At 68.2% G+C, this 16,195-nt stretch carries 11 protein-coding genes; 5 read left to right on the top strand and 6 right to left on the bottom strand.

The window, feature by feature from the left end; genetic code table 11:
• Positions 1–96 precede the first annotated feature (96 nt).
• Positions 97–1,497 carry an aminotransferase-like domain-containing protein gene (locus RN607_RS11260; protein ID WP_313542673.1) on the top strand — a complete coding sequence of 467 codons (1,401 nt, stop codon included), beginning with the start codon at positions 97–99 and terminating at the stop codon, positions 1,495–1,497.
• A 71-nt stretch (positions 1,498–1,568) separates the two neighbouring features.
• A complete protein-coding gene (locus RN607_RS11255) occupies positions 1,569–2,438 on the top strand; it encodes a DUF3800 domain-containing protein (protein WP_313542672.1) in 870 nt (289 codons plus the stop codon).
• A gap of 484 nt (positions 2,439–2,922) precedes the next feature.
• Here RN607_RS11255 and RN607_RS11250 read toward each other — a convergent pair whose 3' ends face one another.
• The 4 genes from RN607_RS11250 to RN607_RS11235 form a co-directional block, all read right to left on the bottom strand.
• On the bottom strand, positions 2,923–3,327 hold the full coding sequence (locus RN607_RS11250) for a hypothetical protein (protein WP_313542669.1): 405 nt from the start codon (positions 3,325–3,327) through the stop codon (positions 2,923–2,925).
• A gap of 130 nt (positions 3,328–3,457) precedes the next feature.
• A complete protein-coding gene (locus tag RN607_RS11245; protein WP_313542667.1) occupies positions 3,458–8,995 on the bottom strand; it encodes a hypothetical protein in 5,538 nt (1,845 codons plus the stop codon).
• 199 nt (positions 8,996–9,194) lie between these two features.
• Positions 9,195–10,181, bottom strand: coding sequence for an LLM class flavin-dependent oxidoreductase (locus RN607_RS11240; protein ID WP_313542666.1), 987 nt, complete (start codon positions 10,179–10,181; stop codon positions 9,195–9,197).
• Between the two features lie 100 nt (positions 10,182–10,281).
• Positions 10,282–11,649, bottom strand: a complete 1,368-nt coding sequence (locus RN607_RS11235; RefSeq protein ID WP_313542665.1) for an aminopeptidase P family protein — start codon at positions 11,647–11,649, stop codon at positions 10,282–10,284.
• Positions 11,650–11,771: 122 nt separating this feature from the next.
• Here RN607_RS11235 and RN607_RS11230 point away from each other — a divergent pair, with 122 nt between their 5' ends.
• Positions 11,772–12,596 (top strand): PHP domain-containing protein, encoded by an 825-nt coding sequence (locus RN607_RS11230; protein ID WP_313542663.1) that lies wholly within the window; start codon positions 11,772–11,774, stop codon positions 12,594–12,596.
• A 67-nt stretch (positions 12,597–12,663) separates the two neighbouring features.
• Here the strand turns inward: RN607_RS11230 and RN607_RS11225 are convergent, their stop codons facing one another.
• A complete protein-coding gene (locus RN607_RS11225) occupies positions 12,664–14,295 on the bottom strand; it encodes a DEAD/DEAH box helicase (RefSeq protein ID WP_313542661.1) in 1,632 nt (543 codons plus the stop codon).
• Between the two features lie 186 nt (positions 14,296–14,481).
• On the opposite strand from RN607_RS11225, the gene RN607_RS11220 reads away from it, so the two are divergent.
• Positions 14,482–14,973 (top strand): gluconokinase, encoded by a 492-nt coding sequence (locus tag RN607_RS11220; RefSeq protein WP_313542660.1) that lies wholly within the window; start codon positions 14,482–14,484, stop codon positions 14,971–14,973.
• A 21-nt stretch (positions 14,974–14,994) separates the two neighbouring features.
• Here RN607_RS11220 and RN607_RS11215 read toward each other — a convergent pair whose 3' ends face one another.
• Positions 14,995–15,195, bottom strand: coding sequence for a DUF3107 domain-containing protein (locus RN607_RS11215; protein ID WP_376784165.1), 201 nt, complete (start codon positions 15,193–15,195; stop codon positions 14,995–14,997).
• Between the two features lie 68 nt (positions 15,196–15,263).
• Between RN607_RS11215 and RN607_RS11210 the strand changes: the two genes are divergently transcribed.
• Positions 15,264–16,184: a DUF3152 domain-containing protein gene (locus RN607_RS11210; protein ID WP_313542655.1), complete on the top strand. Its 921-nt coding sequence runs from the start codon at positions 15,264–15,266 to the stop codon at positions 16,182–16,184.
• Positions 16,185–16,195: the final 11 nt, after the last annotated feature.

The following is a 16,195-nucleotide window of genomic DNA, read 5'->3' as shown; positions in this document are numbered from 1 at the left end:
CCGAGTCGTCGAGCAAGACTGGCACCGTGGTCCAGGTGCCGCCTCGCCCGGCACTGGCACTTGCTGGAAGGTGCCGGTTCCGGCCACGATGGGCGCATGCTCACCGCAGCCCAGCAGCTCACCGCCGTGCTCGACCACTGGCAGTCGGGTCGCGGGCCGCTGTACCAGCAGCTGGCCGACGCGATCGTCGCCCTGGCCGAGTCGGGCTCGCTCGAGCACGGCGCGCGCCTGCCGTCCGAGCGTGCGCTCGCGACCGAGCTGCACCTGTCGCGCAACACCGTCACCGCGGCGTACCAGCAGCTGCGCGAGATCGGCTGGCTCGAGGTGAAGCCCGGAGCGGCGCCCCGTCTGGGATCGCTGTCGCGCGGCGTGATGGCGCTCTCCGCGCAGGACCGCTTCAGCAAGATCCTCGTGGACCGGTACGAGCCGATCATCTCCTTCAACACCGCCTCGCCGCCGCCCGCCCCGATCGTCACCGAGGCGTTCGCGGACCTGTCCGGCTTCATCGGCGGCAGCCCCGCCATCGGCAACGGTTACGCCGCGCTCGGCGACCGCGAGCTGGTGCTCGCCGTCACGGATCACCTGCGCGCGCAGGGTGTCCCGGCACGGCCCGACGAGGTGGTCGTCACCTCTGGCGCCCAGCAGGCGCTCTGGCTCGTCGTGACCATGCTGGCCGGCCCCGCCAAGCCCGTCGCGCTCGAATCGATCACGTACCCAGGCGTGTTCGACGCGGTCCAGGCCTCCGGAACGCGCCCGCTCGCGCTGCCGATGCGCGACGAGGGCCTCGATGCGCGCGCCTCCGCCAAGCTGCTGCGAGCAAGCAGGCCTGACCTCGCCTACCTCACGACCTTCCACAACCCCACCGGCACCGCGATGAGCGAGGAGTCCGCGCTCGAGGTGCTCACCGCCGCCGCAGCCGTGGGCACCACCGTCATCGACGACCGCACCATCGGCGATCTCGCGCTCGACGGCAGCCCGCGTCGTCCGCTCGCCTCGTATGCGTCCGGCGCCTCCGTCATCACCGTGGGCGGCATGTCCAAGGTGTTCTGGGGCGGCCTGCGCATCGGCTGGCTCCACACCAACGCGACGCTCGCGGCCCAGTTGCGGCACCGTCGTGCCGCGATGGACCTGGGATCGCCCGCGGTCTTCCAGCGCATCGCGGCACGCATGCTGCGCGAGCACTACCAGGAGACGCTTACGTGGCGGATCGCGGTGCTGCGCGAATCGCTCGACGCGACCCGGGGCGCCGTCAAGGAGCACGGCCTCGATTGGACGTGGCACGAGCCCGAAGGTGGCCCCTCGCTCTGGGTGAGGCTCGGCGAGGGCAACGCCGACAGGTTCGCCGAGCGGTCATCCGCGGCAGGTGCCCCCGTGGCGCCGGGCTCGTCGTTCGAGGTGATCCCCGGCGCGGCCGCCGGCCACTTCCGGCTGCCGTTCTACCTGCCACCCGAGCAGATGCGGCTGGGCGTCAAGATGCTCGCAGAGCGCGCCGCCTGAGCCTGCGGTGACACGCTGGCTTCGCCGTCCTGCCTGCGAGTACGCTCGAAGCAGGTGCAAGGAGGCACGCGATGCTGCTGTTCTACATCGACGAATGCGGTGACACCGCCCCGCTCGAGCACAGGCACGGCGGGCATGGATCGCCAAGCCAGGTGTTCATCCTCGCCGCAGTCGGCATCCATGACTCCTCCCGCGAGGCGCTGGGGCACGAGATCCTCGGCATCAAACGGCACTACTTCCCGGCTTCCGTCGGTTCCCCGGACTGGAACCTGTCAGAGATCAAGGGCCGCTTCCTCACGCACTCCAGCCGCCTGCGCGGCCACGAGCGCGCCCGCTTCCTGCCCGAGGGCTGGCGCGAGCTGGACGACCCGGAGGTGATGGAGAGGTTCCTCAACGACGTGGGCCAGCTGTTCGCCAAGTTCCGGCCGCTGATCTTCGCGGCCCTCGTGGACAAGAGGGCCATGGCGCTCACAGGCGAGGACACCGACCCGCTCGCCATCGCGTACACGCGGCTGTACGAGCGCGTCGCGCTCACGCTCGACCAGGTGAACCGCGGCGAGGGCGCGCTGTTCGTGGCCGACCAGCAGGACGAGCATGAGGCCTACTTCAGGAGCGGCGCCATGTACGCCGCGCGGACCGCGCTGGAGAAGCGGGAGCACAACCGACCCCACTTCGAGCCCGTGCTGGACAAGCCGCTGTGGATCGACTCGCACTTCGGCACGCTGGACCGCGAGCTCATCCAGCTCGCGGACATCGTGGCCTACTCCGTCAACGAGTGGTACGAGCGTGGCGAGCCGCCCATGGAGCACCAGTACCTGTGGCGCTCCATCGCGCCCTGCTTCGCGGCACACTGGAAGCCGCAGAAGTCGCACGGCGCCGGCGTCATGGTCTACCCCGAGCTCGAGGCCTACCCGCCGCTGGATCCGGTCGCGGAGATGTAGACGGGTGCGACCCCACGCGGGCTTCTCTCACTGCTGGCGGCGATCGCGGTGCGGGGCAGTCGCGAGGGCTGGTGCCACGCAGACGTGGCTCGGAGGCAGGGGTGCTTGAGGTCGGGGTGTGACGGGAGCCCGGCGAGCGGCTCCGGCGTGGATGTCTTCGGCGTCCGAGAGTCGATCGGATTCGGGATCGGCCACGTGCCTAGCCAATCGCGTGGTCTGTGCGCAGGAAGGTACCGTCCCGAAACTGTGGCCCGGAAATGTATGTGCTCACAACCTCGCGTCGAGCGTTTTTCGGTCCACGGAGAGTGGGGGAGTGGGCCGCCTCGCCGAGTGTCTCGGGAATCTCTAGACAGGGGAGTGAATCACCGTCAGGGTGCCGTCGTCGCCATGACCGTGCGTGATGACCTACTGTCCGGTCGGGCTGGTGGTGAGGGGTTCCTGCAGGGCGCGGCGAGAGAACCGGGCAGCGTCTGGAGGGTGGAGACTACTTGCCGTCCTCTGTGTACGTGAGCGTGCCGTCCTCGTTGACGGTGAGGGTCCAACCGGGGCAGGCCTGTTCCTCGACTCTCCCAAGAATGTCGCCCGAGGTCGTCTCGACTCTGATGGCTGTGCCCATGCACTTGTCGACCACCATGGCATTCGCCCGACTCGCATCCACCGGCGTATCGATCTCAGACTTGAGTCCCTCGATCACAGCTACCACGTCTTCGCTGTAGTCGTTGACGACGAGGAGTTCGGGTTTTGCTGCGTCGTAGGTGACGATGCATCCGGTGAGTGTCAGGGCGGCGGCGCTGACGATGACTGTCGCAGCGAGTGGTCTTGTGAGTTTCGTGCCGAGGTTTCGTGGTCGTGATGCGCCGTTGGTGGGGCGTGATATTCGTGTGGTCATGGGTGTCGCCTTCCTTCGTGAGCGGTCACTCGTCAATAGGACGAGCCCGGCTTGAGCGCAGTCCGTTCGCGTCGTGGCTGCGAATACTGGCGCGGCGCGGTCACAGGCCGGGTGATGTGTGTCCGCGTACTCATGGAAGCACCTGTGGCGGGTTCTGTATTGCGGGGATGTGTGTGGGTGCTCCTACTGCGAACAGTGCGACTTCGGCGTCCGTGTTGAACTGGGCGGATAGGGAGTGGGGCACGGTTTCGAGCGCGGCCTCGGCTGTGGCTTCGTCGGGTGCGACGCCGACGTAGATTGTGAACCTTGCCATCTCGCCGACGTCGAGGTCTCCGAGATCGAGGCGAACCATTGCGCCTTGGTCGTATGGTCCAAAAGTCTCTCCCCAGACGATCGGAGTGCCGACGTTGGCGGGATCTGTGAGCGGGTTGCCGGTGTGGAAGCCGTCGCGGCTGGCGATGCTGACATAGGAGGGAGGCTGTGAGTCTTGTGCCTCCCATACTGCAGACTCGTAGAACGTGAATGGTGGGACGTCGAAGTCCAGGGCGTAGTCGAACAGGACGGTGCCGCTCGTAGCCGTGGTGGCGGTTCGCGTCACACTGACGTCGACCGCGTACAGGTAGGTGCTGTCGGAAGCGTGGTAGTTCAGGTCGATGTCGAGTGTGTCGTCGAGGTTGGACTTGACGTCTACTCGAGTGGCGGTGGCGTCCGAGTCGACGTGGGTGAGGGCGCCTTGCGTGTAGTCGCCGGCTGTGGTGTTGACCCATCCGGATTGTGTTCCGTCGGCCACGCCCCACGAGGTGCACAGGCAGCCCTGCACGAGCACCTCGGAGTCGGGGTCGTTCGCCAGTCGCAGTCCGACGCCGCTGCCGATCGGTGCGCCGTTGAGGCCGATGCCGAGGTCGATGGTCCCGTTGCTCAGGCCGTAGCCGGTGGTCTCGACCGTGGCGGTCCAGTTGAAGTGGTCTGGGGGTCCGGACTTGTCAGTGTTGGTGATCGCGAGGGTGACGGTGTCGCAGGCGGCTGGGACCTCGAACGTGATCTGAAGCGCGTCAACGGTCGTCCCGGTGGCGGGGCTGTCTACAGCGGTGCGGTGCAGCGGCTGGACGTCGCCGCACAGTTGCGGGTAGTCCGCAACCGGGATCACGGACGCGCGGGTGTCGTCGAGGTCGCTGAAGATGTCCTCTGATGCGTCTCTCGTCACGGTGAGCGTCACGTTGCCGCCCACACCGGCCGGGACTGCGATCTCAAGGTATGCGGTGTTGCTCGCCGCAGCGGTGGCGGCGCCTGAGGCGTCATCCGTTTCAGGATCGATACCCGCCGCTGAGGTAATCCGTCGATACTCTTCTCCGTCGCCCGTCACCTGGGTCAATCTGTCTCGCCACCTGCCTCCCGCCTTGGCGTCTGGATCGGTATACCCGATTCGCTCGGCTTCGGCGGTGTCTGGGTAGTTTCCGTCGTCGGAGAGGATGTAGTTCCACAGGCGGAACTGTTCGATCGACTCTGAGTAGGTCTCGCCTTGGCTTTGAACGTAGTCGTCGATGGCGTTGAGGGGGCTGACGCCCAGGCCGTGATATCCGATCCGCTGCCACGTCCAGCGAATTGCCTCGGCGCCGCCGAAGGCCTCGTCGAGGTACTCGGCCAGGAGGAACGCGCCGTACTCGGGGCCGTCCGGAACCAGTACGGACGTGTTCGCTTGAGCGAGTTGCCCGGATGAGCTGAGAAACGTGCCGATCTGCGACGCATATCGCGGGGACCGTTGGCCAGGGTAGAAGGGCTGTTCCTGGACTTGGTGTGCTGCCCATTCGGCGGTGGCTTCCATCCACCAGTAGGGGCTGCTCCACAGTAGGTCAAGAATGTTGAAGTACTGGTATTGGACCATGTGGAAGTACTCGTGGCTCGCGAGGTAGTAGACAGTGGTCGGGTCGCTTGTCATGTTGCTGACGTTCATCTGGATCGTGCGGTTGTCGCTGCCAGAGGTGGTCATTCCAACGCCGGGCTTGAGCAGTCCGCCGCTGACGAGTTCAACCTTGACGACCTCGGATGTCGTGGCAAAACCCATCCCCTGATACGTGGTCTTGGCGTACACCAGCGCGTCGTAGGTTGCCTGAACCAGTGGCGGAATGCCCTCGTAGCCGTCCGAAACTCCCACGCTTGTGGGTCGGTACGTGATGAGAAACTCGTCCAGCTGGATCCAGCAGTGCTCCGTCCTCGTCACGACACCCGTCGTGCACGTTGGCTCAGTATCCGTCGAGGATGTCGCCATGGACGTGAGGAGGCCGCTTGTAGATGAATCGGTGGAGTCTCGCGTGAGCGGCGGCGCCGGTTCCTGTGTGGCGGCGTCTGTGCTGCCTGCGAGCGCCTCGAGCGCAGCTTGGCGGGCTTCCTCGTCGAGGAGTGCCAGTGCCTGCATCAGCTGTTCAATAGTGATGCTTCCGTCGGACGCGTCGCTTGCGTAGTGGTTGGGCACGGAGTCGTCGCCGTCGAGGCCTCCTACGATCAGATCTACCAACTGTGTTGCGTTGATGACGCCTGCTCGATAGTCGGCGATGAGGCGGTCGATGGCGCTGGAGTCGACCGCGACCGTCACGGGGACCCGGTCGGAGACCTCCTCGCCGGTGTCGTCGACGACGGTGAGGTTGTAGTCGCCGTCGGGCCAGATGCGGTCGCCGCCAGCTGTCAGGGTCGGATCCCAGGTGGCGTTGCAGGTGCTGCCGTCGGCGGTGAGCGGTCCGACAATGCTTGTGGTTCCGTCGGAATAGATGGTTGCGAGGCTGAGTCCGTCGGGCCCGTCTGCGCAGGCCACGTTGATCGATGTCTCGGCCCACACCCATGATTGTGCGGGTTGCATGATGACGACGCCGGCTTCGGTGACGATCACCTGCAGGTGTGTCGGGGAGCTCCAGCGGCCAAGGGTGTCGCCGGCGATCACATGCAGCCACCACGTGCCTGGTGTGAGGGTTTGGACGAGTCGGGGTTCTGCGTGGCCGTTCGCGGGGTCGGGGACCGTGTCTGGGGACTGGTCGACGACCGCTGACCAGCTCGCCACCGGGTCACCGTCGCCCGACGTGAAGTCGGCGACGAGAGTCTGCTGGCTCGAGGCGATGCCATCTTGGTGCGAGGCTGTCACGGTGGGTGCCGCTGGTGCGCCTACATCGACATTGACCTCATAAGTCTGGGCGGCGCCAACGTTGCCTGCCAGATCAATAGGTCGCACGCGCAGATACCAAAGCCCCGTGCTTGGAATACTGAACGTGTAGGTGGTCTCGTCGGTTTCGACGACCGCATCGGGTTGACCGCTGAAGCTCTGCGAGGCGTCGACGCTGTAGCCGGCTATTCCGGTCGCGTCTTCTGCGGCGTCCCAGGTCAGGGAGACGTTGGCTTCTCCGTACCCCGAGGTGGGGTCAGGGTGTGTCGGGCTGCTCAGGGCCCCGAGTGTGGGTGCTTGCGTGTCGACGTGTATTTGTTGGTGGGTGACGGGTCCGAGGGTGCCGTCTGCGAGGACGGCGCGGACGTGGAGCCAGCTGTCGCCTTCGGGGAAGGTCATGGTCGCGGAGGTCGTGGTGGTGGTGAGGTCGGTGGGTTCGGTGGTGGGTGAGGAGTCTTGGGCGATGGCGTATCCGGTGATCGTCTCGCCGGTGCTCGAGGCGATCCAGGAGACAGGGAACGTGTCTTGGGTGTGCCAGGCAGTTTCGGTCGGGGGAAGTGTCACCAGTGGTGCTGCGACACGGTCGAAGATCGTCATATGCCATGCGCCGTAGACCGGTGTCTGCGGGCTGACGGTCACTGTGTAGGTGCCGGTGGTGGCGGCGGTGAAGGTCGCGGAGGCGTTCGTGGTGGTGAACGTCTTGCTCAGTGCAAGGGTGCCCGCGTCCGACCAGATCACCACGGATCGGGTGCCGGGTGCGCCGTAGTCGGCGAATCCGTAGGTTTGCCCGGCCGTGAGTTGCGTGGTGATCGTCAGGTACTGGCCTGGGGCGGCCGCCTCGATCGCCAGCGGCGCGTCGTCGACGGTGTATTCGTAGGTGGGGTTGGGTGGAACGTCGAACACCTTGATGGTGACGTGCCCGGTGACGTTGCGATACGGGTCGACCACGACCGTGTAGTCACCGTCGGAGGGAAGGGTGAATACACCGAGATATAGCGAAGTCGTCTTAAGGGTGGCCGAGGACAGGATGGTGCCGTCCGGACGGAGGATCTTCACCGCGTTGGATGACGTGCCGAAGGTCGAACCCGTGAACGTCAGAGAGATCCGCTGTCCTGCGGTGCCCGCGAAGACGACGGAGGCGTTCTGGCCGGCGGTGGCAGTGGTGAGCGTGACGGGATCGCCGGAGGTGGTGGTCGGGACTACCGGGTCGGCTGGAACGGTGTAGAGGTTCAGGCCGACCGATCCGGTTTGCGAACCGGGCGGATTCACGACCAGCCGGTAGGTGCCGGTCTCGGGCAGTGTGACGGGCTCGATGAAGTAGTTGGAGCCTTGCGCTGTGAGCGGGATCACGGTGACGCCTGAGGGCGAGACCAGCGAAAGTCGCACCATCGTCGCGGAGGTGGAGCCGAACGTCGTCCACGAGGTCCGCACCGCGATCCGGTCCCCGGCGGCAGCGTCGAAGCTGACCTCGCCGTCCTGGCCCGGGGTCGAGGTGGTGACCGTGATGTTGCTGCCGTCGGCGGCGCCTGCGATCACAGCCGACGACGCATCAGCGACCTGCACGTCGACCGTCCCGGTTATCGCGCGAGAAGGGTTCAATGCGATCGTGTAGTCGCCGTCGGCGGGAAGCGTGAGCGTGTCGATATAGGTCGACGTCGACGTGAACGACGTCGACGTCACCACAGAACCCTCTGGATCGAGGACCTGCACTGAAGTGGACGATGTCCCAAACGTGGAGTCCGACAACGTCACCGACACTCGCTGACCCGCGGTGCCCGCGAACACCACGGACGCGTTCTGACCCGCAGTCGAGGTCGCCACCGACACAGCCTCACCGCCCGCGACAGCCGGCACCACCACATCCGCTGGGACGTCGTAGACGGTGACCGAAGCCGAGCCCGTCCTGGTGCCCTGAGGGTCGATGAGGACCGTGTAGGTGCCGTCAAGCGTCGCTACCACCGGCTCGATGAACACGCCGGCACTGGCGAACCCCGTCGGCGCCACCACCAGCGACCCGTCCGGCGCGATCACGCTCACCTGCGCATACGACGTCGAGTTGCCGAACGTGCTGCCCGTGACATCCACCGCGATCCGGTCCCCGGCTACAGCGGGCACGGTCAGCAAACCCACCTGGCCCGCCGCCGGCAACGCCACCGGCACCGCCGCCCCCACCGTCGTGCGTTGCGCAACCGTCACCTGATCGGCCGTGACACCGCTCGGCGCGATGAACAGATCTGTGTCGGCCACAGCCGTGCCCTCACTGTTCGTCACCGATATCAGCCCCGAACCCGCCGCCGTCGGCACCGTGATCTGAAGCGCCGTATCGGTTCCACCAACAACCTCAGCCGCGACACCGTTCACAGCGGCAACGGTCACGAAGCTCGGATCAAGACCCGAGCCGAGCACCGTCACCACCGACCCGGCCACCGCCGTCGCTGGAGACAGCGACACGATCTGCGGACTCTCGACAGCCGCCGCAGCCACAGGTGAGGCAAGCAATACCCCCAGCGCCATCGTCACAGACGCAGAAACCCCTCGAAACCAACCCACAACGCGCCCCCGGCGAACAGGCTGTTCGGCGCAAGGCCGACCAATGTGATCGCAACCTATTCCCAGTCCCGAAACCACGTCAACGGAAGATACTTCTGAAAGTGACAAATTCCACGAATCTGCCATGGCCGCCGATCCGACGCCGACAATTGCGATTATGTCGCGCGGGCTATCCCGCGCTCGGCCGCGTCAGCCGCACCGATTCCACACGCGCGTCAGCGTCGAGCGCCGCATGCACGGTGATGACCTCGTCGGCCCCCGCCTCCTCGGCGAAGGCCTCCAGACCAGCCCGCACCTCGTCGGGCGTGCCCGCAGCCACGCGCGACATCATCGCGCCGATCTGCTGACCCTGGGCTGAGCGCAGGAAGTCGTCGATCTCCGAATCCGAGTACTCGGGGGCCGCAGGGCCGCGCATGATGAGGCGGCGCACCCTCTCGCGGCGTGCCGACGCGAACATCTCGCGTGCCGCTTCGCCATCGTCGGCGGCGACCACGTTGAAGCCGGCGATGACGTACGGCTCAGGGTGCTCGTCGGACGGCCGGTACGTGTCCCTGTAGACCGCCACCGCCTGATGCAGCGCCTGCGGTGCGAAGTGCGACGCGAATGCGTACGGCAGCCCCAGGGCGGCCGCGAGCTGCGCCCCGAAGAGGGACGATCCCAGGATGTACAGCGGTACCCTCGTGCCGGCGCCGGGGGTCGCCTGCACACCGTCCTCACGCGGCTCTCCGGCCAGCAGGGCGCGAAGCTCGACCACGTCCTGCGGGAAGCGCTCGGCGGCAGCAGGGTCCGAGCGCAGCGCCCGGTAGACGGCCGAGTCGCCGCCCGGCGCGCGGCCCAGCCCCAGGTCGATCCGACCCGGGTGAAGCTCAGCGAGCGTGCCGAACTGCTCGGCGACGGTGAGCGGCGAATGGTGGGGGAGCATGACCCCGCCGGAACCGAGCCGGATCGTGGAGGTGTGCGCCGCCACGTGCGCCACCAGCACCGCGGGCGCCGACGAGGCGATGGACGCCATGTTGTGATGCTCCGCGTACCAGACCCGCGTGTAGCCGGCCGCCTCGGCGGCGCGCGCCAGGTCGACGGAGTGGTTCAGGCTGTCTCGAGCCGTGCCGTGCGGAGGGATGGCGGCGAGGTCGAGCAGGGACAGGGCGAACGTCACGAGGGGTGCCTTCCGGTCGGGGATCTGACAGGGTGAACGCGGCGGCGCCCGCGCATCATCCCCGTGGAGGGATCACGCGCGGGCGCCGCGGCGGGGCGGGTCAGCGTGCCAGGCGCGCCATCCAGGCCTCGATGTCGTCGGGCGTGCGGGGGAGCGCTGCGGACAGGTTCTCCACGCCGTCGGCGGTCACCAGCACGTCGTCCTCGATCCGCACGCCGATACCACGCATCTCCGCAGGCACCGTCAGGTCGTCGGCCTTGAAGTACAGGCCGGGCTCGATCGTGAACACCATGCCGGGCTCCAGCAGGCCGTCCATGTAGAGCTCACGCTTGGCGGCGGCGCAATCGTGCACGTCCAGTCCAAGGTGGTGGGACGTCGAGTGGACCATCCAGCGGCGGAACAGCTTGGCCTCCGGGTCCTCGTGCTCAGGCACGATTCCCCACTCCGTGAGGCGCCTCTCGATGACCTCCATCGCGGCCTCGTGGACGTCCAGGAAGCGCACGCCGGGCTTGGCGACGGCGAACGCGGCGTCCGCCGCCTCGAGCACGATCTCGTACACGCGTCGCTGCACCGGCGAGTAGGTGCCGTCGATGGGGAAGGTGCGGGTCACGTCGGCCGTGTACAGGCTCTCCACCTCCACGCCCGCGTCGAGAAGCAGCAGGTCGCCGGTGCGCACCTGGCCGTCGTTTCGGATCCAGTGCAGCGTGGTGGCGTGAGGTCCGGAGGCGGCGATCGTCTCGTAGCCGACGGCGTTGCCCTCCTCGCGGGCATGCCCGTCGAACGTCGCCTCGATCACACGCTCGCCGCGCTTGTGCTCCACCGCACGCGGCAGTTCGGGGACCACGCGCTCGAAGCCGGCGATCGTGGCGTCGACGGCGTCGCGCAGCTGCTGGATCTCGTACTCGTCCTTGATGAACCGCATCTCGGACAGCGCCTGCGACACCTTCGGCCTGGGGTGCTTGGCGGGCTTGATGTCGTTCGGCAGCTCCGCGAGGTCGGCTGTCGCGATGCCCGTCATGGCCGTGAACTCCGCCAGTCCGGGGCGTCGGCCGATCCAGAACTCGCCCGACCTGGGATCGGCGTAGAAGCCCTCGTCGCCCGCCACGGCGGGCGGGACCAGGTACAGGGTCGCGTCGTGGCCCTCGTCGGTCGGCTCCATGACCAGCACGGCACCAGGTTCGTGGTCGGTGCCCAGCCCGGTGAGGTACGCGAAGTCGGACAGCGGTCGGAAGCGGTAGTCCGTGTCGTTCGCACGCGCCTTCAGCTCGCCGGCCGGGACGACGAGGCGCTTGCCGGGGAACAGCGCGCTCAGCCGCGCGCGACGCTCCGCGGCGTACGGAGCCGCCGCGATCAGCGTGGTCGCCGTGTCCTCCGGCTCTGCCCAGCCGCCCGCCAGGAACTCCTTGAAGGCAGGGGAGGAGGGGCGGCCGGTGCGCGCCTTGTTGAGGTCGTCCTTGTCATCGTTCATGGGAGCATCGTCTCACCTGGTGAAGGGCGCCGACGCACGCGCACGGCACCTCTCCGCGGCCCTGCGGGCGACGCCGCGCACCCTTTCCGGCGCACGGGTCGTGCGCGTCCTAGGCTGGCGACGTGCGCATCGACCTTCACACCCACTCCACCGTGTCCGACGGCACCGGCAGCCCCGCCCAGGTGATGCGAGAGGCCGCCGAGGCAGGTCTCGACGTGGTCGCGCTCGCCGACCACGACGCCATGGACGGCTGGGACGAGGCGCAGGACGCCGCCGACGCACACGGCCTGTGGCTCGTGCCAGCCATCGAGGTCTCGGCGCGCCACCACTGGGTCTCGGTGCACATGCTTGCCTACTGGCCGCGCAGGGACGACGCAACGCTGCGCGACATGCTGGCCCGCACGCAGGAGGCGCGAGTGGGGCGCGCCCGGGAGATCGTCGAGCGCGTCGCCGTCGACTATCCGCTGGAGTGGGAGGACGTCGTCGAGCGGGCAGGGGCTTCCGCGACCGTCGGCAGGCCGCACATCGCCGACGCGCTCGTCGCCAGGGGTGCGTTCCAGACCCGCGACGAGGTCTTCGTGCACGTGCTGAAGAACGGTTCCCCCTACTACGTCCCGCACTACGCGCCCGAGGTGGCCGAGGCCATCGGCGTGATCCGGGCGGCAGGCGGCGTGCCCGTCTTCGCGCACCCTGGCGCGCACGCCCGCGGTCGAACGGTTCCGGACCGCGCCATCGCCGAGCTCGCGGCAGCCGGGCTCGCCGGGCTCGAGGTGGACCACCGCGACCACGACGACGCGACCCGCGCCCACCTCGCGCAGCTCGCCGAGCGGTACGGGCTGCTGCGCACCGGCTCGTCCGACTATCACGGCACCGGCAAGCTCAACCGGCTTGGCGAGAATGTCACCTCACCCGAGGTGCTCGCAGCGCTGCAGGCGCAGCGGGGCTGACAGCCTCGCAAGCACGACGAAGGCCGGGCCGCCCCTCACGGAACGACCCGGCCTCGATGTCTGCGTGCTATTCGCCGGCGGGCTGAGCCTGCTGCGGCTGTGCTTCGCCGGAGCCCCCGCCCGAGCCGCCACGACGGCGACGGCGGTTGCGCTTGGGACGGTCGCCACGCTCTGCGGCAGGCGCGTCGCCCTCGGTGCGCCTGGGCGCCTCCTTGCGCTCGCCGCGGCCCTCGCCCGAGCGCTCGCTGGAGCGCTCGCTGGAGCGCTCGCCGGAGCCGCCGCCACGACGGTTGCGGTCGCGTCCGCCACGGCCACCGCGTCCGCCACGTCCGCCGTCGCGTCCGCCTTCACGGTCGCCACCGCGGTGCTCGCCGTGGCCCGCCGCCTTGCCGGTCTCGCCGAGGTCCTCGAGCTTCTCGGCGTCGAGGCCTGCGAGCACCTGCTTGTCCTTGGGCAGACGGCCCTTGGTGCCGGCCGGAATCTCGAGGTCCTCGAACAGATGCGGTGACGACGAGTAGGTCTCGACGGGCTCGGGGTAGCCGAGGTCCAGTGCCTTGTCGATCAGCGTCCAGCGGGGGACGTCGTCCCAGTCGACGAAGGTCACGGCGGTGCCGGTGCGACCCGCACGGCCGGTGCGGCCGATGCGGTGCAGGTACGTCTTCTCGTCCTCGGGGCACTGATAGTTGACCACGTGCGTGACGTCGTCCACGTCGATGCCTCGCGCGGCGACGTCGGTGGCCACGAGCACGTCGATCTTGCCCGAGCGGAAGGCACGAAGCGCCTGCTCGCGCGCTCCCTGGCCCAGGTCGCCGTGGATGGCGCCGGCCGCGAAGCCGCGCTCACGGAGCTCGTCGGAGACCTTCGCGGCGGTGCGCTTGGTGCGGGCGAACACGATGGAGCGGCCCCGTCCGTTCGACTGCAGCAGGCGTGCGAGCACCTCGACCTTGTCGAGCGCGTGCGCGCGGTAGACGAACTGCTTGATCGCCTTGACGGTGGCGCCCGAGTCGTCAGGGTCGTTCGCGCGGATATGCGTCGGCTGGATCATGTAGCGGCGGGCGAGCGCGACGACAGCGCCAGGCATCGTCGCGGAGAAAAGCATGGTGTGACGCGAGGCGGGGGTCGCGGCGAGGATGCGCTCGACGTCGGGCAGGAAGCCGAGGTCGAGCATCTCGTCGGCCTCGTCGAGCACCACGGTCTTGACGTAGCGGAGGTCCAGATGGCCCTGGTTGAGCAGGTCGATCATGCGGCCCGGCGTGCCGACCACGACCTCGACGCCCTTGTTGAGGGTGTCGATCTGGGGCTCGTACGCGCGGCCGCCATAGATCTGAGCGATCCGGATCTTGCGCTTCCTGGATGCGGTCTCCAGGTCTCCAGCCACCTGCACCGCGAGCTCGCGGGTGGGGGCGACGACCACGGCCTGAGGCTTGCCCTGCGAGTCCTCCAGTCCGTCCCAGCCGTCCTCACCAGGGGCGATGGCGCGGTGCAGCAGCGGGACGCCGAATCCGAGCGTCTTGCCGGTGCCGGTCTTCGCCTGGCCGATGATGTCGTGGCCGGCGAGCGCCACGGGCAGCGTCATCGCCTGGATGGGGAACGGGGCGGTGATGCCGTGGTCGGCGAGCGCCTCGACGATCAGCGGGTTCACGTTGAAGTCGGCGAAAGTCTTGTCTGCGGTCTGCACGGATGCGTGCGTGTCTGTCATGGGGTTTCCCTGCGTTGGGGCGCTCCGGGGAGGCGCGATCGTAGGCAGCCGATCGCGAAACTCCTTCAGTGCGGGGCCTCCTCATGCGGGGCCCGAGCGCTTCTCATGACGACCGGTCAGCCAGGTGTCGTGCACAAGTGTACCGGAGGGGTGTTCCGGGGCAATGGCCCTGGCTAGAGTGGACCGGTGCGGATCGTGGTGATGGGCGTGACCGGATGTGGGAAGAGCACTGTCGGCGCACGCCTGGCGGAGTCGCTCGCGGTGACCTTCGGGGACGCCGACGACCTGCACCCCGAGGCGAACGTGGCGAAGATGTCGCGGGGTGAGCCGCTCACCGATGACGATCGATGGCCCTGGCTCGACGAGGTGGGCGCGTGGCTGGCGGCGCGACCGGACTCGGTGATCGCCTGCTCGGCGTTGAAGCGGGTCTATCGCGATCGCCTCCGCGCGGCGGCGGAGGGCGTCTTCTTCATCCACCTGTCCGCGCCGTTCACGGCGATCTCTGCCCGAGTCGAGGAGCGGACCCGCGCCACCGATCACTTCGCAGGAGTCGACCTGCTGGTGTCGCAGTACGCCGCGCTCGAACCGCTGCAGGGTGACGAGGACGGGCTCACCATCGACATCGCGCATGCGGCGCCGGCACAGGCCGTCGAGTATGCGCGTCAGGTGGTCGCCTGACCGATCGGGACCTACCCCTGCTCAGGCCTCGAAGCCGACGCGGTGACGCTCCTCCTGGCCGATCTCCACGTAGCCCAGCGCATCGCCGGGGACGAGGATGCGGCGGCCCTTGTCGGCCGTCATGTCCAGCATCGAACCGCCCGACGCCGCGGCGACGGCCTTCGCGACCTCCTCCGCGGTCATCGAGGTCTCGAACGACAGCTCGCGGGAGACGTTTCGCACGCCGATCCTGACTTCCACCTGGCACCTCCGAGTACGGTCATGGCCTTGCCTGGCTCTATCGTAGGGGGATGGAGAGCGAGCGACGGGGCCTGTTCGCGCGCAGTGGAATCGGCGCCCACACCGTGCTCAAGATCGTGCTCATCGTCATCGTGACCTTCACCGTGGGCATCGGCGCGGGCTGGTTCACCACCCTCGTGCCGGGCATCTATCGCAGTCTGACGGCGCCCGAGGTGACCGCTTCCCCGGAGCCGTCCGCGAGCCCCCTCCCCAGCCTGTCCGTCGAGCCCTCCGCGCCGCCGTCCATCGTCCGGGAGCTCGACGAGGCGGACGCGCAGTCCGGCGTGATCGACCTGGACGTGCCTTTCCGGGCGGGCGAGACCTTCACTCCAGTCGCCGGCAGCGACCCGCAGCCTGAGGGCACCGCCACCGTCAGGTGGGTGCGCATCGAGCTCGAGGACGGGCTGACGGTCAACGGCACCGCGCTGGCCGACTTCGTCATGGGCACGCTCGACGACAACCGTGGCTGGGGCTCAGGCGGCACGATCACGTTCGCGCGCACCGATGGTGTGGCGGACATCCGTGTGGTCGTCGCCAGCCCTCGCACGGCTGCCGCGCTGTGCAGCGATCCCCAGGCGGGATCGGTGTCGGCGCCCGTGGTCGAGAGCTCAGCGGCGCCCACGGCGAGCGCGGGCGCCGACGGCACCGTGGACATGATGTCGGAGTCGTGCGCGTCGCAGACGCTCATGGTGCTGTCGCTGTACGACTGGTCGGCGGGGCTCCCGGTGTACGGGGACGACCGCGCGGACTCGCGTCGGTACATGCTGAGCCACTTCATGGGCACGCTGCTGGACCACGCCGATGCGCAGTGCTCGTCCGATCGTGCCGACGTCATGGTGGATCAGACCGCCATGCCTGCGGAGTGCCAGGTGAACCCCTGGCCCAATCCTGACGCGGACCCGTCGCCCGCGCCCGCGGCGTCGGCCTCGTAGCAGCGCGTCCC

The sequence above is a fragment of the Demequina capsici genome (genome assembly GCF_032102965.1).
GTDB classification, from domain to species: Bacteria; Actinomycetota; Actinomycetes; order Actinomycetales; family Demequinaceae; genus Demequina; species Demequina capsici.
This window is presented reverse-complemented; position numbering and strand designations above follow the sequence as displayed.